The organism is Vreelandella sp. EE27, assembly GCF_968206495.1.
In genome coordinates, this window is the sequence record NZ_OZ309109.1 from 3,200,594 (window position 1) to 3,221,038 (window position 20,445).

Annotated in this window: 18 protein-coding genes, 3 tRNA genes and 1 CRISPR repeat array; of the genes, 13 read left to right on the top strand and 8 right to left on the bottom strand. The window is 59.0% G+C overall.

Annotation, left to right across the window (positions count from 1 at the left end):
• Window positions 1–11: 11 nt before the first annotated feature.
• The 6 genes from ACWHVV_RS14990 (at window position 12) to ACWHVV_RS15015 (ending at window position 9,760) form a co-directional block, all read left to right on the top strand.
• Window positions 12–5,303, top strand: a complete 5,292-nt coding sequence (locus ACWHVV_RS14990) for a tape measure protein (RefSeq protein WP_447926950.1) — start codon at window positions 12–14, stop codon at window positions 5,301–5,303.
• A complete protein-coding gene (locus ACWHVV_RS14995) occupies window positions 5,300–6,733 on the top strand; it encodes a hypothetical protein (RefSeq protein WP_447926951.1) in 1,434 nt (477 codons plus the stop codon). Before ACWHVV_RS14990 ends, ACWHVV_RS14995 begins: the two co-directional genes overlap by 4 nt.
• Before the next feature lie 3 nt (window positions 6,734–6,736).
• Window positions 6,737–7,612 (top strand): hypothetical protein, encoded by an 876-nt coding sequence (locus ACWHVV_RS15000; RefSeq protein ID WP_447926952.1) that lies wholly within the window; start codon window positions 6,737–6,739, stop codon window positions 7,610–7,612.
• Window positions 7,612–9,096: a phage head spike fiber domain-containing protein gene (locus ACWHVV_RS15005; protein WP_447926953.1), complete on the top strand. Its 1,485-nt coding sequence runs from the start codon at window positions 7,612–7,614 to the stop codon at window positions 9,094–9,096. Before ACWHVV_RS15000 ends, ACWHVV_RS15005 begins: the two co-directional genes overlap by 1 nt.
• Window positions 9,093–9,512, top strand: coding sequence for a hypothetical protein (locus ACWHVV_RS15010; RefSeq protein WP_447926954.1), 420 nt, complete (start codon window positions 9,093–9,095; stop codon window positions 9,510–9,512). The genes ACWHVV_RS15005 and ACWHVV_RS15010 overlap by 4 nt, the downstream gene beginning before the upstream one ends.
• A 104-nt stretch (window positions 9,513–9,616) precedes the next feature.
• A complete protein-coding gene (locus ACWHVV_RS15015; RefSeq protein ID WP_447926955.1) occupies window positions 9,617–9,760 on the top strand; it encodes a hypothetical protein in 144 nt (47 codons plus the stop codon).
• A gap of 2 nt (window positions 9,761–9,762) precedes the next feature.
• Here ACWHVV_RS15015 and ACWHVV_RS15020 read toward each other — a convergent pair whose 3' ends face one another.
• The gene (locus ACWHVV_RS15020; protein WP_447926956.1) at window positions 9,763–10,074 is read right to left on the bottom strand and encodes a hypothetical protein; all 312 of its coding nucleotides are present in this window, start codon (window positions 10,072–10,074) and stop codon (window positions 9,763–9,765) included.
• A gap of 168 nt (window positions 10,075–10,242) precedes the next feature.
• Here ACWHVV_RS15020 and ACWHVV_RS15025 point away from each other — a divergent pair, with 168 nt between their 5' ends.
• The 3 genes from ACWHVV_RS15025 to ACWHVV_RS15035 are packed head-to-tail and all read left to right on the top strand — an operon-like array spanning window position 10,243 to window position 11,899.
• Complete coding sequence (locus ACWHVV_RS15025) at window positions 10,243–10,437, top strand: Com family DNA-binding transcriptional regulator (RefSeq protein ID WP_447926957.1); 195 nt, start codon at window positions 10,243–10,245, stop codon at window positions 10,435–10,437.
• The gene (locus tag ACWHVV_RS15030; RefSeq protein WP_447926958.1) at window positions 10,388–11,179 is read left to right on the top strand and encodes a DNA adenine methylase; all 792 of its coding nucleotides are present in this window, start codon (window positions 10,388–10,390) and stop codon (window positions 11,177–11,179) included. The genes ACWHVV_RS15025 and ACWHVV_RS15030 overlap by 50 nt, the downstream gene beginning before the upstream one ends.
• Window positions 11,180–11,191: 12 nt before the next feature.
• Window positions 11,192–11,899, top strand: a complete 708-nt coding sequence (locus ACWHVV_RS15035) for a hypothetical protein (protein ID WP_447926959.1) — start codon at window positions 11,192–11,194, stop codon at window positions 11,897–11,899.
• Between the two features lie 142 nt (window positions 11,900–12,041).
• A CRISPR array of direct repeats spans window positions 12,042–12,310; the repeat unit is 28 nt; unit sequence TTTCTAAGCTGCCTGCGCGGCAGCGAAC.
• 330 nt (window positions 12,311–12,640) lie between these two features.
• On the opposite strand, the gene ACWHVV_RS15040 is transcribed toward ACWHVV_RS15035, so the two are convergent.
• The 7 genes from ACWHVV_RS15040 to ACWHVV_RS15070 all read right to left on the bottom strand — a co-directional run bounded on the left by ACWHVV_RS15040 (window position 12,641) and on the right by ACWHVV_RS15070 (window position 17,407).
• Window positions 12,641–12,716: transfer RNA gene (locus ACWHVV_RS15040), tRNA-Thr, on the bottom strand.
• Window positions 12,717–12,788: 72 nt separating this feature from the next.
• Window positions 12,789–12,863 (bottom strand) — tRNA-Gln (locus ACWHVV_RS15045).
• A 5-nt stretch (window positions 12,864–12,868) separates the two neighbouring features.
• Window positions 12,869–12,944, bottom strand: a tRNA-Phe gene (locus ACWHVV_RS15050).
• Between the two features lie 143 nt (window positions 12,945–13,087).
• Window positions 13,088–13,363, bottom strand: coding sequence for an oxidative damage protection protein (locus ACWHVV_RS15055; protein ID WP_447529847.1), 276 nt, complete (start codon window positions 13,361–13,363; stop codon window positions 13,088–13,090).
• Window positions 13,364–13,405: 42 nt separating this feature from the next.
• The gene (gene mutY / locus ACWHVV_RS15060; protein ID WP_447926960.1) at window positions 13,406–14,497 is read right to left on the bottom strand and encodes an A/G-specific adenine glycosylase; all 1,092 of its coding nucleotides are present in this window, start codon (window positions 14,495–14,497) and stop codon (window positions 13,406–13,408) included.
• A 94-nt stretch (window positions 14,498–14,591) separates the two neighbouring features.
• Window positions 14,592–16,913, bottom strand: coding sequence for an AsmA family protein (locus tag ACWHVV_RS15065; RefSeq protein ID WP_447926961.1), 2,322 nt, complete (start codon window positions 16,911–16,913; stop codon window positions 14,592–14,594).
• Window positions 16,913–17,407 (bottom strand): acetyl-CoA sensor PanZ family protein, encoded by a 495-nt coding sequence (locus ACWHVV_RS15070; RefSeq protein WP_447929168.1) that lies wholly within the window; start codon window positions 17,405–17,407, stop codon window positions 16,913–16,915. The genes ACWHVV_RS15065 and ACWHVV_RS15070 overlap by 1 nt, the downstream gene beginning before the upstream one ends.
• A gap of 194 nt (window positions 17,408–17,601) precedes the next feature.
• Here ACWHVV_RS15070 and hisB point away from each other — a divergent pair, with 194 nt between their 5' ends.
• The 4 genes from hisB to hisF are packed head-to-tail and all read left to right on the top strand — an operon-like array spanning window position 17,602 to window position 20,417.
• The gene (hisB, locus tag ACWHVV_RS15075; protein WP_447926962.1) at window positions 17,602–18,195 is read left to right on the top strand and encodes an imidazoleglycerol-phosphate dehydratase HisB; all 594 of its coding nucleotides are present in this window, start codon (window positions 17,602–17,604) and stop codon (window positions 18,193–18,195) included.
• A gap of 52 nt (window positions 18,196–18,247) precedes the next feature.
• Entirely contained in the window at window positions 18,248–18,889 is a 642-nt protein-coding gene (gene hisH / locus ACWHVV_RS15080; RefSeq protein ID WP_447529851.1) for an imidazole glycerol phosphate synthase subunit HisH, read from the top strand.
• A gap of 11 nt (window positions 18,890–18,900) precedes the next feature.
• Entirely contained in the window at window positions 18,901–19,647 is a 747-nt protein-coding gene (hisA, locus tag ACWHVV_RS15085) for a 1-(5-phosphoribosyl)-5-[(5-phosphoribosylamino)methylideneamino]imidazole-4-carboxamide isomerase (protein WP_447926963.1), read from the top strand.
• Window positions 19,644–20,417: an imidazole glycerol phosphate synthase subunit HisF gene (hisF, locus tag ACWHVV_RS15090; protein WP_447926964.1), complete on the top strand. Its 774-nt coding sequence runs from the start codon at window positions 19,644–19,646 to the stop codon at window positions 20,415–20,417. Before hisA ends, hisF begins: the two co-directional genes overlap by 4 nt.
• Window positions 20,418–20,445 lie beyond the last annotated feature (28 nt).

A 20,445-nucleotide genomic window follows, 5' to 3' on the forward strand; every position in this document is an offset into this window, starting at 1 on the left:
AAGGATACCCCGTGGCGAACGATCTAACGCTCAGCGTTACCCTAACTGGCGACGGCCGCCAGCTCTCCGGCACCCTCAAGGGTGCCCAAGGTGACGTGCGGGAGTTTTCAGCGACGACCGAGCGGGAGAGCCAAAAGGCCGAGACGGCACTCGCGGCGCCAGGCCGTAGCGCCGTCACGGTTTCTGACCATCTACGCAGTACCCAGCGCGAAGCGCGTATCTTTGGCACCGAAGCCACTCAGGGCGGGCGTGAAGCCACGCAGGCACTTAGCCAAACCAGCCAGCAGGTACAAACCACCAGGAGCCACTTCAACCTGCTGCGCACAACGGTAGGATTGGCCTTGGGCGCATTCTCCGTCCGCCAAGTGGCGGGGATGGTTGATGGCTGGTCCGACATGCGCTCCGTGGTCGGCGCGGCGATTGGCGATATGGATGCCGCGGGCGACATGATGGGCCGTATTACCGATATCGCGAACGCCTCCTATGCGCCGCTTGAGCAAACGGCACGCACTTACGCCAGCAACGTTACTGCGCTGAGAGACTTGGGCCGCTCGGCGGCGGAAACGGCTGACTACACCGAGTCTCTCAACCATCACTTGGTGCTAACCGCAACGCGGGGGCAGCAAGCGGAGTCTGTGCAGAACGCTCTGTCCCGCGCGATGGCCGTCGGCAAGTTGCAAGCCGATGGGCTGGAAACCGTGTTGGCCAACGGCGGTGAAGTGGCCCAGTCGCTCGCGAATGAGCTAGGCGTGACGGTGAGCCAGCTACGTGGGCTCGCCTCTGAAGGAAAGATTACCGGCGATGTGATCGCCAGCGCCTTGATCGGATCGCTGGAGGACGTGCGCGACCGCGCCGGCGAAATGCCCGCGACCATCGAAGACGGCTTCGTGCGTATCCAAACGTCGGCCACTCGCTTGGTCGGCGAGCTGGATCAGGCCATGGGCGTGTCCGGGGGTGTTGCCGGTATCCTGATCGGCGCGGCTGACACGATGACAGCCGCCATTGATCCGCTAGTCGATAACATCGACAACATTCAGTTCGCCGCCGGGGCGGTGGCTGTCATGTTGGCAGGACGATACACCGGCGCAATCGTTACCAGCCAAGCGGCGTTGGCTGCCAAAACCGTGGTGGTTTCAGCGGCTACGGGTACGCTGAACCTGCTGACCGGCGCTACTTCCCGTCAAACAGTTGCCAACAATGTAATGGCTGCCTCTGCTCGGGGCGCCGCCGGTGCCATAGCGTTAGTTGGTGGGCCTGCCGGCGCGGCTGTGGTTGCAGTAGGCGCCCTTTATTATTTCCGCGAAGAGCTCGGTTTTGTTGACGCAGCGGCCCAGGACGCCACCGATGCCCTTGATGCGAATAGCGATGCCATCCGTGATGGTACCGCTGCCGCAATGGACGCGTCATACGCCAACCTGATCAGCTCTTTGGAAGCCGTCTCTCTTCAAGCTCAAGAGGCTATGGCTCAGCTCATGGAGCTTGAAGCGCGCCAGACCTTTTACGAAAACTCTCACCAGGGTGTAGCCGATAGCCTCAGTGGCGCTATAGGCGATCAAGCTCAAGTACTGGAAGGGCTGTGGGAACGGCAAGTAGAGCTACGAACCGCCATTAAAGAGAACCGTGCTGCTCGTGAATCGGCGACCGTCTCGGATAGAGCCGCCAATGCCGTAATGAGTGACATGACCGTCACGGCGGATGCACTAACAAAGTCCACTGCTCGCAAAACTGTTGCCACCCGTGAAGCGGCCAAGGAAGCTACAACACTCGCCACCTCATACGAGAACCTGCTCGACCGCCTCAACCCCAACCGCCGCGCCGCCCGCCAGTACGCGCAGGATCTCGGAACGCTGAGCCTCGCCTTCGCCACCGGCCGAATGAGCGCCGTGCAGTACATGCAGGCGATGGGGCTGCTACACGAAAGCTTTCAGGAAGCCCAACGCGACAGCGAAGAGCTGGCCACCACCGTCGGCGCCGAAGCCGATCGGATGGCCACGCTCTATACACGACAGCTCGAGCGGATGGACGATGCGGCCGTCGATATGCACCGCTCGTTCTTGACCGGCGCGGAAGATGCGTTCGGCTCCTTCAAGCGCTTGGCGTTCGATACCCTCGCCGAGGTAATCCACGCCTACACTACTCGTCAAATCACCGCTTCGATTGGTTTTAATGCATCGGGTGGTGGCATGCCCGGTGCCGCTCCTGGCGGCGGCTTTGGCATTAGCCCCGGCGGTATCGGCAATGCCTGGAGCGCGGTGCAGAACGGGTTCGGCAATATCCAGTGGGGCGGCGCCGGCGGCGCGCAGGCTTATGGTGGCGCGGGCTTTGCTAATGCGGCGACGTCTGGCCCGGGTGCGACGGGCTACCTTGGCGGTTCGATGCAGAACTTCCAGGGCATGCAAGGGCTTGCCGGTGCCGGTGCGGGGTTTGCGGGCGGCTATGCGGGTACCCAGCTTGGGCAGTCGGTGTTCGGTAAGGAAGCGGGCAGCTCCTGGGGCGCCATTGGGGGCGGCGTGGCAGGCACATACCTGGGCGGCCCGTTGGGCGCTGCGATTGGCGGCGCGATCGGCGGCGCAATCGATGCCGCGTTCGGCAAGAGCAAAAAGCACTTCCACTTCGACTTTGTCCAGGGCCAGCAGCCAGGGGTATTCGGCGATCGCGATTCTGCTCTCGGCGGCTTCGGCATCTCACGCTTCAGCGATTACAAACTCGGCGAACAGCAAGACCAGCTAAACACGTTGATGGACCAGATCGCCGTCTTTGATAGCACGCTGGCCAGTGCTGCGATTGACCAGCGACTCGACGCAATGCGTCAAAGCGTCGAAGGCTTCACCTACTCCGGACCAGAGGGGCTCTTTGATGCTCGTTTGCGCGAGATTGTTGACGGCTCCGGCGCGTATGTCGAGCAGGCTATTACTGCTATCAGCGATCCCGAGCAGATGGCTAACGCGTTTGTTTCAGTGCTCAATCTTGAGCGCGTCGTTCAGTCACTGAACGCACAGATTCAGAGTGATTTGATCAATCACCTGGAAACGAACACAACAGACATCCAGGGAACGGTCGGGAGTCTCACCCGGGCGATCGACGCGACAGTCTTGCTCGGCAATAGTGCCGAACGACTGAACCTGCAGTTCGATACGACCGCGAGTGGCGCGATTCACTACGCGTGGGCGATCCAGGAGGCGGCCGGCGGCGTCGAAAATCTGAGCGCGATTACTCAGAACTACTATGCCTCGGTGACCACTGAAGCAGAGCGTCTCAGTCGCACACAAGTTGATCTATATGCATCGCTGGCCAGCGTCACCGACCAGGTGCCCACCACCGTTGCAGAGCTGCGTACCCTGGTCGAAGCGCAAGACATGAACACTACCGCCGGCGGCCGTCTGGCCATCCAGCTCATGCAGCTGGCCCCGGCGATGGACGAAACCAACGCCGCCGTTCGCCGCATGCTCGAGCAGCAGTACCAGGACACATTGGGCCGGGCACCCGACGCGGCGGGCATGGAGTACTGGTTCAACCAGGTCGCTACCGGCTCCGCAACACTGGAGCAAGCGCTGGCTGCCATCGCCGGTAGCGCCGAAGCGGCCGAGTTCGCTTCTAAGGGTGCCGCCGATGGCATGGAAAGGGTTTCAGACGTGCTCCGCGCCCGCGAGCAACTGGAGCGTCAGCTGCTGACGCTTCAAGGCAATACAGCTGAACTACGTCGGCGTGACCTCGAAGCGCTGGATGAATCCAACCGCCCGCTACAGCAACGCGTATGGGCACTGCAAGATGAGCAGGAACGCCTGCGCAACCTGGAGCGCCAACAGCAGGAGCGTGTGCGTGCAATCAATCAGGAGAGGGATGCGCTCGCCCGAGCCAAACAGCAGCTTGCAGGTTTCAGCAACAGCATCGACGGCTGGATCGCCAACCGGCGCGGCACCGACGCCGGGCTGGCTTCACCGGGCGACCAGCTCGCTGCCAGCTCTCAAGCATTTTACGAACAGTACGACAAGGCGAAAGGCGGTGACCGCGATGCGATGAACAGCATCACGCAGTACGCCGATCGCTTCATTGAAGCGCAAAAAGGCTGGAGTGCCAGCGGCACACAGACCACGGCCACGATCGATAAGGTCGAGGGCATGATGGCCAAGCTGCCTGGCCAACTGAGCGCCGAGCAGTTTTTAGCCGAAGAGTTTAAAGGGGCGCTGGCCGATCAGACCACTTCGCTGGCCACCGCGCTGGATCTCAACGGCAACGGCACTGTCTCCGCCCTCGAACGCGCGATCACCGCCGACTGGGAAACCAGCGACTTGCTCAAGAGCGTGTTGCACCAGGAGATGCGCCGTCTGGGTACGACCGTACTGACTGAAGCGCAGATCCGCAGCGCGCTTTCTCCCTACGCGACAGATGCCGAGATTGACCGGCTGATTCGCCGGGTCGATGTGAACGGCGATGGGCTCGTCTCACAACACGAGCTGACAAATGCGCGGCTCGGTGGGTTGTCGAGTGGCATAGCAAACGCAATTGCAACTGAATTTGGCAGTATCGACATCTCGGGTGACGGCCTCATCGACTATGACGAGTTCCGCGCAGCGTTCCAGGGCATGGCGACGGATCTGGAGCTGCGGCGCATCTTCAATCAGCTTGATGAAAATGGCGATGGCACGATCTCACGACTCGAAGCGCAGACATCAGAACTAAAAACTGGCGCGAAGACCGGGGATTTAAGCGATCTCGAGCAGTCGATCGTTCGCGCGCTCAACGCGAATCAGAACGAAGCGGTTATCCGGTGGTGGGGGCATAACATCGCGAATGAGTTCAGCCGGAAATTTAATGGCGCGGGACGCGGTCTCGGTATCACTGTCTCTGAAAATCACAATGCTCAGGGCTTACGTGCTATGGCCGGTATTTTCCGCGCTGTAATGGGTCCGAATGGCGTGAATGGCTCTCACCGGACCGGCCTGGAATACGTGCCCTACGACGGCTACGTTGCAGAGCTTCATCGCGGGGAAAAGGTGCTGACCGCTGAAGACGCCAAGTCAATGAGGAACGATGCCCCCACTTTGACAATGCCTGCGTTGCCCACAATCTCCCCGTTGCAGGGCAATAACGATATCGTCGAAACCCTGCGAGAGCTGAAGCGCGAAGTGACGCAGCTTCGCAGCGAGAACACGAAGTTGCAGCGTGAGAGCAACCAGCACCTATCAGCGGCCAATAACCAGCGCGGTGCGGCCGCAAATAGCCAGATCAACGCCATCGAGCGCAGCAACAAGATGCTCAAGCGCATGGAAGACGATAAGCGTCTTGAGGCGGCCAAACGATGACCTGGACACTGACGATCAAGGACGCCCTGGACGGTGAAAACAAGCTGCATACGCTGCGTTTTAGCCAAGGCCGCTATCTGGATGCCACCGATAACTTCTATGACCCGCGCATTTTACAGCCCGGTTTATATGAAGGCGGCCTCTATGCCGGGCAACTGTTACAGCAGCAGCGCAGTGGGTTCGGCGAAACCACATTAATCAACACCGATGGCGGGCTCGATTACCTTGCCGACTATGCAGTCGATGGGCGCGAGATGACGCTCGCCTATAACGGCGTTACGCAAGTTGAGGGCACAGTGGCGCGCCTTGCATTTTCCGATACCGACGTCTCTGTAGTGCTGCGCGATCCGCTTGAGCTTTTGCGCTCGCCATACCCGATGGAAACATACGGTGGCAGTAACGTATTGCCCAATGGCCTTGACGGTACCCAAGAAGACATTGCCGGCGAGCTGAAGCCTATCGTGCTGGGCGAAGCCCGTAACGCCACTCCGGTACAGGTCAATACGGCGAAGCTGATCTACCAGGTATCGTCATTAGCGGATTGCAATGTGGCAGCAGCTTACGATCGCGGCGTCGCACTCAAGAAAGGCAGTGCGTACTCAAGCCTGTCTCAACTGCAAAGCACCGCCCCAGCACCCGGTGAGTTTCGAGCTTACCAGGGCTATGTCCGACTGGGCCAGAACGCCGTCGGCACGCTCACGGTAGACGCCGAGGTGCGCGATGCGCGCGCTGGCACGGTCGCTAAAAAGCTGGCTGCCCAGCAGAACTTTACGCTGCATTCAGATGACGTGGCCACGCTGAATACTTACGGCGCCATTCGGCTCTATTTGAACAGCGAAACTAACGTGCTGGACCTGCTCGATCGCATCGCAGAGAGCATTGGTGGCTGGCTTTCAGTAAGGGGCAAGGTGCTGCGTCTGGGTGTTTGGGAAGCGCCCGAGCCCACCGATACCGCTATCCGCGATTACTCGATTGAAAGCGTTACGCGCAGCGCTACCGGCGCCGGTGATAATGGGCTCCCCATTTGGCGCGTAACGATCGAATGTGACCGCATCGAAACCGAGCAAACCGACCTTTCCGGCGATGTTGATAACGCTCGCCGTGCCCGCGTGGGCAAGCAGTACCGTCGTGTGGTGGCCATTGATCAAGCCGTTCGAGACCGCCACCCGCTCGCCGCTGAAATCACGATCACCAGTTTGCTGGCCAACTACTCGAAGAGCCAACAGGTTGCCCAGCGCGTGCTCGAGCTTTTGAGCCCCCGGCGCGACACCGTGCAGGTCGACGCCCATGAAGCGCCGCTTCCTACCCAAGGCATGAACCTAACGTTGATTACACCGCGGCAGAGCTACGGCGCAGGCCGCGCAATGCGCGTCACCGGCTACCGGCTCGACGCCGAAACCAACGCACTATTACTAAACCTGTGGGGCTGAACTGTGGCACTTGATCCCAATAAAATTGCGCTGTGCTGGCCCAACTATATAGAGCGAGCCACAGTCAGTGGCGGGCGGTGGCTCGCCTCGCTGCCGCTCGAGCATGTACAAGACGGTCGCTTTTCGGTCGTGGCCAAGTCACGCTCGCTCAGCCGGGCGGATACACAGTACTGGATCACTCTGCCAAAGCGCCAACGTATTCATGCCGTCGCCATGCCCGCTCATAACATGAGTGCGTCGGCGACCGTGCGGGCTCGTGTCTATCGAGATTCAGCGGGAACGGATTTGATCCATGACACCAGCTGGCACGACGTCTGGCCGGCGCTTTACGACCTGGAGAGCGTGGTCTGGGGCGATGACAATTTCTGGAATCGGCGGCTCTCGGAAGACGACCGGAAGAACTACACGCCCTTGGCCATCGTCCTGTTCAGCGAGCGCCTGCTGGGAAGCAGCGTGCATGTCGAGCTAAGCGATCCCGCTAACCAAGAAGGCGCTATTATCCTGGGGCGCGTTCTGCTGACTGACGTTTGGCAGCCCCGCTATAACCTCGATCGCGGCGTACGTCACGGTTACGACTCCGGCACCGAAATCACGCGCGCCGGCGATGCCGCCCGCACCGGCTATGCCCGCCGAGTTACGCCCAAACGCACCGTCATGTTCGACCTCAACCATTTGACGGAAGATGAAGCCTTCATGCGCATTCACCGGCTTCAACGTACCGAAGACGTGGTTGGCGAGATCCTCTACCTCTGGTCACCGGTTCCCAGCCCCACCAACTTTGCGCGCGCAATGGTGGCCCACCAAACAGAGCTGAACGACATCAGCTACCCCTATCACAACAACTATCAGCACGCCATGTCACTTTTGGAGATCCTGTAATGGCTAATCGCGTCACATTCCCGGCCGCCTTGGGAGGCGACGGCAAAACGTATTCAGACGATGCCGACCCCAATACCGGACTCGATGGGCTCGGCTACATCACTCGCTTGGTCCCCCTGATGAAGAACGCCGTCGCGATGGCGGGTTATACGCAGAAGTACGCGGCTAAAATCGATGCCGCCGCTCGCAATGCCGAGCGTGCTGAAAACGCACAAAAGTATGTGGAAGCGTATGCTGGGTCGCTTCGCAATAATTTGACAGCCTTTTACAAGCGTAAAGCCACGCTGATTTTCGATTTTGCCGGTAATGAGTACGTTCGCGATAATGGAGATAGAGTCGTAAATTCAGCGAATGAGCTGATTAAAACAACCAGGTCATCCCCCAAGTACGTGCTAGGCCCCGACCGGAAAATGCGTGAGATCTCGAGTAATATGATCGCTCGGCACTGGGGTGGGGGACAGGACGCATGTGCCTCTGCCCTCATTGAGTGGTCTTCCACGAATATACTGCCGTTATCACAAATGGCGGATGGTCAATGGCCTATCACTCGTACTCAAAACGCGTGGGCTAACACACCAGTTCAAAAAGGCGATGTCGTACTGGACAGGTTTACAGGCGGCAGCGTGAGGTTAACGGATGTGTCATCGACTACCGAGGTGGCGACATGGTCCGTGTATTTCCATGACAAGGGAGAAGATGAAAACACCACGGTTATTCGCGGTGAGCTGCGTGGGCAGGATACTGCGGCTGTAGGTGAGCTCTATTTTGACTACTCAAGTAAGACGTTTTCATCGAATAATAATGACGGTGTCACTTTTGATTATGAAGACTTGGGGGGCGGTTTCTACAGAGTGTGGCTCACGGTGAGCGCGCTTGGTCTGGATGTTGAGCGTTTACGTACGGCGATATACGGGACAAACAAATGGCTGGGTGGGTTCCAGATTGAAGAATGGGAGTATGTCACTAGCTATATACCCACACGAGGAACCCCTGCCACTCGCAGTCGCGATTTTATAGCGTACGACTTGAATGGAGAGGCAGGAATAAACCTGACCGTCGTTATAAAAGCACGGTTCGTGAACAGAAATACACGCTCGGGTTCACGAGATGGGGTTATTCAATTAAGTGGGAATGACAGTAACAACAGCCGCTTGGTAATCACACGAGACCAGCGGCAGTCAAACAGGTTATCTGTTATCTGCATAGATAACGGCACTCAATTGTTTAGTAGCGGGCTCAACATGAGCCCTCAAAACCCAGGCAATAGTTGGTTTACCGCAGCGATCTCATGCAGTAGTACCGGCGTGGTGCTTGCAGTCGACGGTAATACATATGCCAGCAATTTGATATCCGAGCTGAATTTTATAGAGAAGATCGTTTTGGCTCGGGATGGCGGGTTTGTGACCCCCTCGCTGCAAGTTGAGGAATGCTTTTTATTGCCAGAAGCGTTAAACGAATCAGAGCTAAAGGAGCTAACCGCATGATCGACGCCATCATTCACACGCCCGATTTCCCCGCGTTGGTTACAACGCTCGATGCGAGTTATCCCAATCTGCTCGAGCGCAACGACGACGGCTCAATCTCTCAACCACCCACGGTGACCGGCTTTGCACGCACGCCCGCTGTTTCAAATGGCGATGAAGTCATGATCTACGCTCGGCTGGATGCGACTGAGGCAGACCAGTGGCGAGGTATTGAGGGTGTACAGATTTTGGCTGAGCGCGAATTTAGCGGCAAAGGCACAGCCGACGCCTTGTTCGATGCAGTACGCGCCGATGCCAATACTAAAGCCATTTACGACCGCGTCTATCCCCGACCCGTGCAGCAATTCGATGATGGCGAAGGAGGCACATTCGAGTACCAACGCCCTGCCAACTTCGGCATGATTGCGGGTGCTTAATAAATCACTAATTGACCGATATTGAAGCAACACGCCTTAAAACTCGATTGTCAAAGGCCCAGTATCCAGAGAGATACATAATTCCTTTGATAATGGAGACTTATATGCAAAACGTCGAGAGCAATACCCAAGCAGTAGAAAACACCCCAAACCCCGAATGGGAAGACAACGACTTCTGGGAGAAAACTGGAGAAGCCCCGGCACCTGAGTGGGAAGACGATAACTTCTGGGAGGATGCCAAGCCCTGAGCTTACCGCCAAGGACGGCGGATCATTCCTAACGGCGCATCCTGGTCCGGCGCAACCCGCCAGACCCCGGAGCTCATCAAATCCCGACGATGAAGCACAAAAGTAGCGGTACCCGGCGTATTCAGCTCGAACGAATCCCGGCTGGTTTCGGGCCACCGCCCACTATAAAGGGTGTCATCGTGGATGATATGGAACTCAATGATGCGCCGAGGCAAGCGTAAATCGGTAAAACGGCGCCAGCCCTTACCACTGCGCTCGAGCTTTTTGCGCCATTGGATGAGGCGGTAATTGCGGTCTTGATCTGAGGATTCCATCAGCAAGCCCGTGAAGAGAGAGTGAAGAGGAGTGACCACCCCAGGTGCAGCAACACCGAGGGTGGCCACCAACAAGCAGATCAAGCCTGCAAGTCGGCCAAGACTCCCCTGCCTCGCGAGGCACGGAAAGTCTAAGCCAAACGTTAGAACGTTAGAAGGCTTGATACGGTGTTAACAGAAATTCGTTGTAAGCAGTGCAACCGTAAGCTGGCCATGGCCAGTGATTACCAGTTTATCGAGATCCAGTGCCCGCGTTGTCGGCACCTCAACCAACAGAGAGCCACGAGCTCCAAACCTCCAAAGGAGACGCCTCGTGGCTACCCCAATCATTCCCTGGATGGGCGGCAAGCGCCGTCTAGCTGATCGTATCTTTCCACTGATGCCGCCGCACCAGTGCTACGTCGAGCCCTTCGCAGGAGGGGCCGCCTTATTCTTCATGCGCGCAGTACCCGCCGAGGTCGAAGTGCTGAACGATGTGAACGGCGATCTGGTCAACCTGTACCGCGTGGTGCAGAACCATCTTGAGGAGTTCGTCAGACAGTTCAAGTGGGCACTTTCCAGCCGCCAGGTATTCGAGTGGCTCAAGATGACTCGTCCCGAAACGCTCACAGACATACAGCGCGCCGCCCGCTTCTATTACCTGCAACAGAACGCCTTCGGCGGCCGCGTTGAGGGTCAGAACTTCGGCACAGCAACTACCGCCCCGCCAGGCCTTAACCTATTGCGCTTAGAAGAGTCGCTGTCAACTGCCCACTTGCGGCTGGCCAGCACCTTCATCGAGCACCTGAGCTGGCAGGACTGCATCGAGCGCTACGATCGTCCGCATACCTTCTTCTATATGGACCCGCCCTACTGGCAGACAGAAGGATATGGGGTACCCTTTGGGATAGAGCAATACGAACAAATGGCGAGCATGCTGGCCAAGCTTAAAGGAAAGGCCATCATAAGCCTCAACGACCACCCCGACATCCGCCGGATCTTCGCGGCCTACCACATCGAGACCACCGACATCCGCTATACCGTAGGGGGTGGCAAAGGGGCAGATGCCAAAGAGGTGCTGATTTTCAGTTGGGATGTGGAGGCGGAGCCGGCGGGACTATTTTAAAGAGGCGATAATGTGACTCTTCTAGTAGCAATTCATATGGGAAAGGTAGGCCTGATTGCTGCCGATAAAGCAGAGGTATGCATCGACTCTGCTGGGGATATGCACCCAGTCCATCAGCAAGCAGATAAAATAGTTCATACGCCTTTCGGCGTCGTAACGGGATGCGGATTGGTTGAGCTACTTACCCCAGTCAAGGAGCACCTACAAACGGCGAAGATCTGCTACATGGATCAAGTCCTTTCAGCTATACAAGATGCTAGAAATAGCTTTTCGCGATCCCACCCAGAGTCAAGTGTATTTGCCAGAGCGTTACAGACAACAGGCTGGCTTGCCAGTTACTCATCTCCAGCCCCTGAAGGTCTTGGGACTGTTTTGAAAATGGCTGCTTACCACCCATCCTTGAACCAAGAAAACCTGGTTGGTCTTGAATCATATCGAGCAAAATGCTTCCCCCCTAGCGACTTCACCTTTGATGAAGCAGTTGAATTAGACGCATTGTTGAACAAAAAAATGCAATTGCCTGGGGACGATGTAGATATAAGAGAAGCGCTAGCTCAAAACATGAGGTTGATAGTTGAGGTTATGCAACAGGTAGCCAGAACCAGCTTATCAGTTTCTAGCGTCTGCGATATTGCGGTTGTCTGGCCAGGTGGGCAAAAGATCTTGAATGAGGTTGACGAGAATAACTTGATATCGAAGTGGTCAGAAATTTCTATTTAAAAGCTGTGCCAAATTGGTTGCAAAATCACGGGTTCTGCTCAGTGCCTAGCGGTGCCAACGGTGCCGCTAAGTAGTGCCAAAGCTGTCGCTCGCTTACAGCGGCAGCGAACACCGGCCATCGCACGTAAGCCCTGAGCATTGTTTTCTAAGCTGCCTGCGCGGCAGCGAACATGCAAGCTACAGAGCGACGGATCGCCGCGAGCTTTCTAAGCTGCCTGCGCGGCAGCGAACTCCGTCGAGATTCCTGTCGAGCATCCTGAAGTTTTCTAAGCTGCCTGCGCGGCAGCGAACGTGCAGCGATGGGTTCCGGCGCTGCGAGCGCTTTTCTAAGCTGCCTGCGCGGCAGCGAACGAGTCGCAGACTGTAGCCGCCTTCAACCAGTCTTTCTAAGCTGCCTGCGCGGCAGCGAACTAGAGTCTATCAAGAGTAATTATCTGATTGCTAAAGGACTTTGGTCTACAAGCGCGGAATTACCCTTTTCTTGAGCCGGTCACTAAGTGACTGATTTTCGGTAAGTCGTTTTTGAATTTAAAAAAAGGGTCGAAATCAACTGGTGGCGCTAAGAGAGTTGAGTTGTAAGAGGAGTGCCAAATACAGTGCAAGAGCAGTGGCGATATAGCGAACACTGTCTGTAGAAGGCAAACGTGTCCATCGGTGGGCGTTTTTTAGACATACAAAAAAGCCGCCTAAAAAGGCGGCTTGATCGTGTTCGTTAACGTTTTAGCTTTTAACCATTTTAAATGGTGCCGACACCAGGAGTCGAACCCGGGACCTACTGATTACAAGTCAGTTGCTCTACCAACTGAGCTATGTCGGCGCTTCACGTTTTCTTGAACATTTGACTACCTTGCTTTACAGCGAGCCAGTCAACAAGAAATCTTGTTGGCAATGGCTGGGGTACCAGGATTCGAACCTGGGAATGCCGCTACCAAAAAGCGGTGCCTTACCACTTGGCGATACCCCAACGCTTGGTGGCCAGAGACGGAATCGAACCGCCGACACGGGGATTTTCAATCCCCTGCTCTACCAACTGAGCTATCTGGCCGCTGCCAACGGTGCGTATTAAACTAAAAAGTCCGCTTTTCGTCAACACCTTTGTGAAACTTTCTTTCCGATCACGTGGTTATGGCAAAGCGCCACGTTTATGGGCGCTGGCCCCGCCGGGCCAAAACGCCCGTCATTCGTGGGCTAGGGCTGGCTGGGGGGCACGTAGCCTTCGGCCTGGTCGGTGGTTTCGTTATTTAAAAAGCGCTCCATCTGATCCATCAGGTATTGGCGCGATTCCGGCTCGAGCATGTTGAGGTGCTTTTCATTGATCAGGCGGGTCTGGAGCGCCTGCCACTCCCCCCAGGCTTTTTGGGACACCGTGGCCTGAATCTCCTGGCCCTGCTTGCCGGGCAGCGGCGGAAACGCAAGCGCGGGTAGCTCTTGCTGGTACTTACGACAGAAAACCGTGTTGCTCATGGGGTGCTCCTTTTGAAATGGGGAATCGATACCGAGTATGGGCTAGGGCCCCGGGGTCGGATCAAGCGAAAACGGCACCAGTTGACTTAGCAGCGCCTTGACCGGCGCAGCCAGGCCCAGGGCAGGCGGGTCGTTGGGGTCGTACCATACGCCCTGCTCGTGCACGCCGTTCATTTCCTTGCAGCTCACCGGCTGCGGGGTGATCGAAAGCCGGAAGTGGCTAAAGGTGTGGGTAAAATCCGGCAAGGGGTGCGCTTTATGGGGCGCTTTGACCCGGGTCTGTAGCCAGTCGTCGAGGGCCTGGTAGTCGTCGAACTGCGGCAGCCCCCATAACCCGCCCCAAAGCCCCGAAGGCGGGCGCTGCTCCAGCCATACGCGCCCCTGGTCGTCGCGCAGCATCAGCATGATGGTTTCGCGGGTGGGCAGCGTCTTTTTGGGTTTGGATTCCGGGTAGCGCTGCGGGGCGCCCTCCTGGTAGGCGGCGCATACATCGTTGAACGGGCAGATGATGCAATCGGGTCGCGCTCGGGTGCAGAGCGTGGCGCCGAAATCCATGACCGCCTGGGTGTAGTCGGCGAGGCGCTCGTCGGGGGTGAAGTAGTCCGCCAGCGCCCAAAGCTTGCGCTCCACGGCGGGCCTGCCGGGCCAGCCGGGTACGGCGTGCAGCCGGGTGAGCGAGCGTTTGACGTTGCCGTCCAGAATGGGCGCGCGGGCGCCAGTGCTTTGGGCAATGATGGCGCCAGCGGTGGAGCGGCCAATACCGGGCAGCGCCGTGAGTGCCTCTACGCTCTCAGAAGGCAGTTCGCCGCCGTGCTCCTCGCAGGCGATACGCGCGGCTTTATGCAGGTTGCGGGCGCGGGCGTAGTAGCCAAGCCCGGTCCATAGGTGGAGCACTTCGTCCTGGGGGGCATCGGCCAGCGCCTTAAGCGTCGGGAAGTGCTCCATGAAGCGCTCGAAGTAGGGAATCACGGTATTTACCTGGGTTTGCTGCAGCATGATTTCCGAGACCCACACGCGGTAGGCGCTGCGCGGCGACTGCCAGGGCAGATCGTGACGGCCATACTGGTCGAACCAGGTCAGCAGCCGGTGTTGAAATTCAGGGGCCGTCAGGCACGGCGTGGGCGTATCGGCCATTTAATGTTCCAGCTCCCTTTAGAGCAGTTAATGAGGTAATGCGGGCGATAACAAAAGCGCCGGCCCTTGGGCCGGCGAATCGAAGGGGCCAGTATCAGTCGAACAGGTTGCGGATACCGTTGCGCAGTTCCCGCGCGGCACCTTCTCCCAGGCGTTGGTCGATATTGTCGAGCGTTTCGCCCAGTCGCTCTTCGAGTTCACTACCGGCTTCGTCTCTAACCAGCGCCACCACCGAGCTCTGAAAGGCCTCGCGATCCAGACGGCACCACTGGGACTTTTCGTCGTCGATATGGCCTTCGCACAGCAGGGGCAGCGCAAGGGCCTGTAGGCGCGGGTTGACCGAGCAGGCCGCGTCGGCGGTATCGACCAGCCGGGCGTTGGCGCGGGTCAGGAAGTTCATGCTGTTGAGGTTGAGCTCGCCGTCACCCTGCATATCGATACCCGGCAGGGTGATCAGCAGGTCGTCGCTGGTGACCACGCCGTTGCGTACGTTAAAGGTAGCGCCAAACTGCTCGAAACGGGTATCGGGCTGCCAGTCTCTGAGCGTCCCTTCGCCTTCGATGCGGGCCACCAGTTCGCACACCTGTTGAGAGACGTTGGTGTGCAAAATCGCGCCGTCGTTCAGGCGCGCGTCGAGCTCGCCGTTGAGGTTGCTGGTCAGCACGTCGCGGGTGTTGCCCTGGGTCGAGAGATCGCCCGCTATGTTCAAGCGCCCGCGAATTGGGGACTCTTCGTCGCTGAAGGTTTCGATCAGCGGGGCGACCTGCACGCCCTCTACCTGAGGTGCCAGCTGCCAGGTCAAAATGGGCTCGCGGGCGTCCAGGGTGCCGGTGGCGTTGAGCGCCCCGTCGTAAAAGCGCGACTCGAACCCGGTCAGCTGGTGCAGGCCCTGCTCGCCCCGCAGCGCAAGCTCCGGGTCGTTGAACACGAGCCCGGCAAGCTCGAGCTGATCGAGCGCCAGATCACCCTGTAGATCCAGCGTGGCAAGCCACGTCTGGGGCAGCAGCGGGTTTTCTTCTTGGGCCACGGCGCGGCGAATGATGCTCCGGCTGGCCTGCTGGGCGGTGACCGGCCCCGGCAAGTAGTGGTCCAGGTTGAGCTGGTCGCCGGTCAAATCGAAGTTGAGCGCGCTGCCATCCAGCGCCGCGGCCAGCTCGCCGGTGAAGGTGCTGCTGTCGATTACCAGCGAAAGCTGCGGCAGCGAAATCTGCTCGAGGCTCCCCTGCACCGGACTGGTCATGGCGACGTCGCTCAGTGCGGCTTCGCTGGCGGTATTGAGCTCGACCCCCATGCGCGAAAGCCAAGGGCGCAGGGTAAAGGGCGCGGCGTTGAGCTGGCCCTGGTACTGCGGGTCGTCCTGGAGCTGTTCGATATTGAGATGACCGCTTACGCGCAGCCCATCAGGGCCGGTGAGCTGGGCATCGCGTAACTGGGCGGTTTGCGCGGCCCAGTCGGCATCGAGAGCAAAGGCCAGCGTCATCGCCAGGCTGCCCTGCCAGTTTTCGGCGTGGCGAAAGCCGGTTTCCATTACGCCTTCGCTCACGCTCAGGCGCTGTTCGGCCAGCCGAGCGGTCATTTCGGCGGCTCTTAGGCTTAGCTGCTGCGGTTCGCTCTCTTGCGAGTCGGTCGAGCGCGTGCCGAGTTGGAAGTTTTCGAAAACGACCTGCTCTTCGTCCAGCCCCAGCCGCATACGGGTTTCAAGGCTGACCTCGCTGGTGAATACCGGTGGGCGCTCCAGCGCTTCGGCGTCCAATCGGTTGTGCCGAGTAAGGGTGAACATCGCCTTTAACGGGAAGGAGCGCGCCGGGTTGACGTTGCTGCCGGAAATATCCAACGACTGTAGCCGCCAAAGCGACTGGCTGGGCGCGTCGCGAAAACGGATATCGGCGTTGCGCACTTCGACACTGGCGATATTGAGCACCACCGAGAGATTGCCCGCATCGACATGGGGGCCGGCGCTGGCCGGCGCCAGCACGGTTTCGGCGGTTTCGCTATTCTGCTCGGCCAGCCGGTCCACGAGCAGTTGCCAGTTGCCCTCGCCTTCGGCGTTGCGCTCGAGGTTCAGGCGCACGCCGTCCAGGGTCAGCCCATCGACGGCGATTTCGCCGCGCAGCAATGGCGCGAAGGCCACGCTTACCTCGGCGCTGTCGACGGCGGCGAAGGAGGTTTCGTCCCGCGATTGTTCGGGCAGCCAGGCGCGGGCCTGTTCGACGCTAACGCCAATACGCGGGTAGAACGACCAGGTGATCGGCCCTTCCAGCGCCAGGCTCAGCCCGGTTTGCTCCTCGACCACCTCGACCAGGCGCGGTTTGAAATCCTCGGGATCCAAAAAGGTGGTGACATACACCACGGCGGCCACGGCCACCATGGCCAAAATACCGACCGCGGCCAGCAAAATACGCAATAACTGTTTCATCACCCTTTCCCTTGTGGGTCTAGCTCGACATACTCGTTGGGGTCGCTTTCGTGAAAAGCGCCGTTACCGGCATTGGAAGTGGCCACGGAACTCGGCCGATAGCCTATTTTGGAAAGCAGCACGCGATCGGCCAGCGGCAATGTCGCCGTGGCAATGCGCAGCGTGCGGCCCTGGTGCTTTGCCTGTTCGGCCAACAGTGCCATAAGGCGTGACCCTACGCCACGCCGCCGGGCGCTCTTGCGAACGCAAAGCTCGGACAACCACCAGGCGCGGTCCTCGGCCTCGAAAATAGCCACCGCCCCCAGCAGGTGTTCATTGAAATGGGCGCAGGCAAAGAATTGCCGGTTCTCGAGGTGCTCCTCGATGAAGGGCGCCACCTCAAGGGTCTTGATGCGCGCCTGGGGGGCGTCCTCATAGATACGCTTCAAATCGAGGCGTATGTGTTCGTCGGCCTCCCACCGGGCCTGGTCAACGTAGAAAAGCGTCACCGGCATGCTGAAATCCTCCTGGCTACGGCTAAGCCGCTCGATGGGCGCCGGTAAAGTGGCAACCTTATCGCGCATTGTAGCGGATGGGGTCATCGATTCTCTATAATGGTTGTTTTGGCTCGCTATTATGTCCAGGCCCCGGGGGTTACCGAAGCCCATGCCCGCCGCCCCACTATGCGCGTAAGCGCAGGAGATGCAACATGTCAGCGCGAATTGCCACGGTCAGCCGTGACACCAACGAAACGCAGATCACCGTCACGATCAATCTGGACGGCCAGGGCCATCTAAAAGGTGAGTCCGGCGTGGCGTTTCTTGATCACATGCTGGACCAGGTCGCGCGACACGGGATGATCGATATCGAGCTCGACGTGACCGGCGACCTGCACATCGACGACCACCATACGGTCGAGGATTTAGGCATCACCCTGGGCCAGGCGTTCAATGAAGCCGTGGGCGACAAGCGCGGCATCTACCGCTACGGCCACGCTTACGTGCCGTTGGATGAAGCGCTTTCCCGCGTGGTGGTGGATTTCTCCGGCCGGCCGGGCCTTTTCATGAATGCCGTCTTCACCCGCGCTACCATCGGGCGAATGGACACCCAGCTTTTCAGCGAGTTTTTCCAGGGGTTCGTCAGCCACGCCCGCGTGACGCTGCATATCGACAACCTCAAGGGAGACAACGCCCACCACCAGGCAGAAACCATTTTCAAGGCCTTTGGCCGGGCGCTACGCATGGCGCTGGCCGAAGACGCGCGAATGGCCGGACAGATGCCCTCGACCAAGGGAACGCTTTAATGTCGAAGGCTGCCTGCCGGTCAACTTCGCTAACCACTAAAAGGAGCGCGTAATGACCATTGCCGTTATCGATTATGGAATGGGCAACCTGCATTCCGTGGCCAAGGCGCTTGAACACGTCACACACGAAAACGTCATCATCACCCGGGATGCCCGCCGTATTCTGGGCGCCACCCGCGTGGTGCTGCCAGGCCAGGGCGCAATTCGCGATTGCATTGGCGAACTCGAACGTACCGAGCTTCGCGGTTTGGTCGACGATATTCTGACCCGCCAGGCCAAGCCGCTTTTGGGCATTTGCGTAGGCCAGCAAATGCTGATGGAGAAAAGCGAAGAAAACGGCGGCGTGGACTGCCTGGGCTTTTTTCAGGGCAGCGTCGACCGTTTTCCCCCGGACATGCGCGACGAGCACGACCAGCGCCTGAAGGTGCCGCACATGGGCTGGAACCGGCTTACCCAGCACCACGACCACCCGTTGTGGGCGGGTATCGAAAACGACGAGCGCTTCTATTTCGTGCACGGCTACTACGTCAACGCCAGCCAGGACGCCCACGTGTTGGGCACGACCCAGTACGGCAAGGTGAAAGCCCACGTGGCCATTGGCCGCGACGCTACGTTCGCCGTACAGTTTCACCCGGAAAAAAGCGCACGCGCGGGTCTTCGCCTGCTTGAAAACTTCGTTACCTGGACGCCCTGAGAGGATTTACCATGCTAGTTATTCCCGCGATTGATCTCAAAGACGGCCAGTGCGTGCGCTTGAAGCAGGGCCGTATGGAGGATGCCACCTCCTACGGCGATGACCCGGTCGCCATGGCCGCCCGCTGGGTAGACGCCGGTGCGCGCCGCCTGCACCTGGTCGATTTGAACGGCGCTTTCGAAGGCAAGCCGGTCAACGGCGAGGCGGTCACCGCCATCGCCCGCGCCTACCCGGATCTACCCATTCAGATCGGCGGCGGCATTCGCAGCGCGGAAACCATCGAGCACTACCTGAGCGCCGGCGTTTCCTACGTGATCATCGGTACCAAGGCGGTGAAAGAGCCAGCATTCGTCGGTGAAATGTGCCGCGCCTTTCCCGGCAAGATCATCGTTGGCCTGGATGCAAAAGATGGCTTCGTGGCCACCGACGGCTGGGCGGAGGTCTCCACCATCAAGGCGACCGAACTTGCCAAGCGCTTCGCCAATGACGGCGTTTCGAGCATCGTCTACACCGACATCGCCCGGGACGGGATGATGCAGGGCGTCAATATCGAGGCCACCGCGGAGCTTGCTCGTGAAGGGGGCCTTCCGGTCATCGCCTCCGGCGGGGTAACCAACCTCGACGACATCCAGGCGCTTTGTGGCGTAGCGGATAGCGGTATTCTGGGCGCCATTACCGGCCGCGCCATTTATGAAGGAAGCCTGGACGTGCGTGAGGCCCAGCGCCTGAGCGACGAGCTGACCGGGGGCAAGGTATGAGCCTGGCCAAGCGGATCATCCCTTGCCTGGATGTCGACGCGGGCCGCGTGGTCAAGGGCGTCAATTTCGTGGGCATTCGCGATGCCGGCGACCCGGTGGAGATCGCCAAGCGCTATAACCAGCAGGGCGCCGACGAGATCACCTTTTTGGATATCACCGCAAGCTCCGACGAGCGCGCGACCACGGTGGACATGGTGTCGCGTATCGCCGGCGAAGTGTTCATTCCGCTCACGGTGGGCGGTGGTATCCGCACCTGCGACGACATTCGCACCATGCTCAACGCCGGCGCCGACAAGGTGTCGATCAACACCGCTGCGGTGACCAATCCGGATTTCGTTTTCGAAGCCGCCGAACGCTTCGGCAGCCAGTGCATCGTGGTGGCGATCGACGCCAAAATGGTCTCCAAGGAGGGCGAAACGCCGCGCTGGGAAATCTTCACCCACGGTGGGCGCAAACCAACCGGGTTGGACGCCGTCGAGTGGGCGAAGAAGATGGTCGAACTGGGTGCCGGCGAATTGCTGCTGACCAGCATGGACCGCGACGGCACCAAAAGCGGCTTCGACCTGGGCGTGACCCACGCCATTTCCGAGGCGGTGAGCGTGCCGGTGATCGCCTCGGGCGGCGTGGGCACCCTGGAGCACCTGGTCGACGGCGTATTGAAAGGCGGTGCCGACGCGGTGCTGGCGGCCAGCATCTTTCACTTCAGCGAGTACACGATTCCTGAAGCCAAGCGCTTCATGGCCGAGCGCGGCATCGAGATGCGCCTGTAACTCAAGCCCGTGGATTCACCCGGCACGG

Bases quoted from the DNA above. Each gene is read 5' to 3' on its own strand.
- hisA (WP_447926963.1), top strand. From the start codon at position 18,901: ATGCTAGTTATTCCCGCGATTGATCTCAAAGACGGCCAGTGCGTGCGC.
- mutY (WP_447926960.1), bottom strand. From the start codon at position 14,497: ATGGCCGATACGCCCACGCCGTGCCTGACGGCCCCTGAATTTCAACAC.
- hisF (WP_447926964.1), top strand. From the start codon at position 19,644: ATGAGCCTGGCCAAGCGGATCATCCCTTGCCTGGATGTCGACGCGGGC.
- ACWHVV_RS15015 (WP_447926955.1), top strand. From the start codon at position 9,617: ATGCAAAACGTCGAGAGCAATACCCAAGCAGTAGAAAACACCCCAAAC.
- ACWHVV_RS14995 (WP_447926951.1), top strand. From the start codon at position 5,300: ATGACCTGGACACTGACGATCAAGGACGCCCTGGACGGTGAAAACAAG.
- ACWHVV_RS15005 (WP_447926953.1), top strand. From the start codon at position 7,612: ATGGCTAATCGCGTCACATTCCCGGCCGCCTTGGGAGGCGACGGCAAA.
- ACWHVV_RS15020 (WP_447926956.1), bottom strand. From the start codon at position 10,074: ATGGAATCCTCAGATCAAGACCGCAATTACCGCCTCATCCAATGGCGC.
- ACWHVV_RS15010 (WP_447926954.1), top strand. From the start codon at position 9,093: ATGATCGACGCCATCATTCACACGCCCGATTTCCCCGCGTTGGTTACA.
- hisH (WP_447529851.1), top strand. From the start codon at position 18,248: ATGACCATTGCCGTTATCGATTATGGAATGGGCAACCTGCATTCCGTG.
- ACWHVV_RS15070 (WP_447929168.1), bottom strand. From the start codon at position 17,407: ATGCCGGTGACGCTTTTCTACGTTGACCAGGCCCGGTGGGAGGCCGAC.
- hisB (WP_447926962.1), top strand. From the start codon at position 17,602: ATGTCAGCGCGAATTGCCACGGTCAGCCGTGACACCAACGAAACGCAG.
- ACWHVV_RS15055 (WP_447529847.1), bottom strand. From the start codon at position 13,363: ATGAGCAACACGGTTTTCTGTCGTAAGTACCAGCAAGAGCTACCCGCG.
- ACWHVV_RS15065 (WP_447926961.1), bottom strand. From the start codon at position 16,913: ATGAAACAGTTATTGCGTATTTTGCTGGCCGCGGTCGGTATTTTGGCC.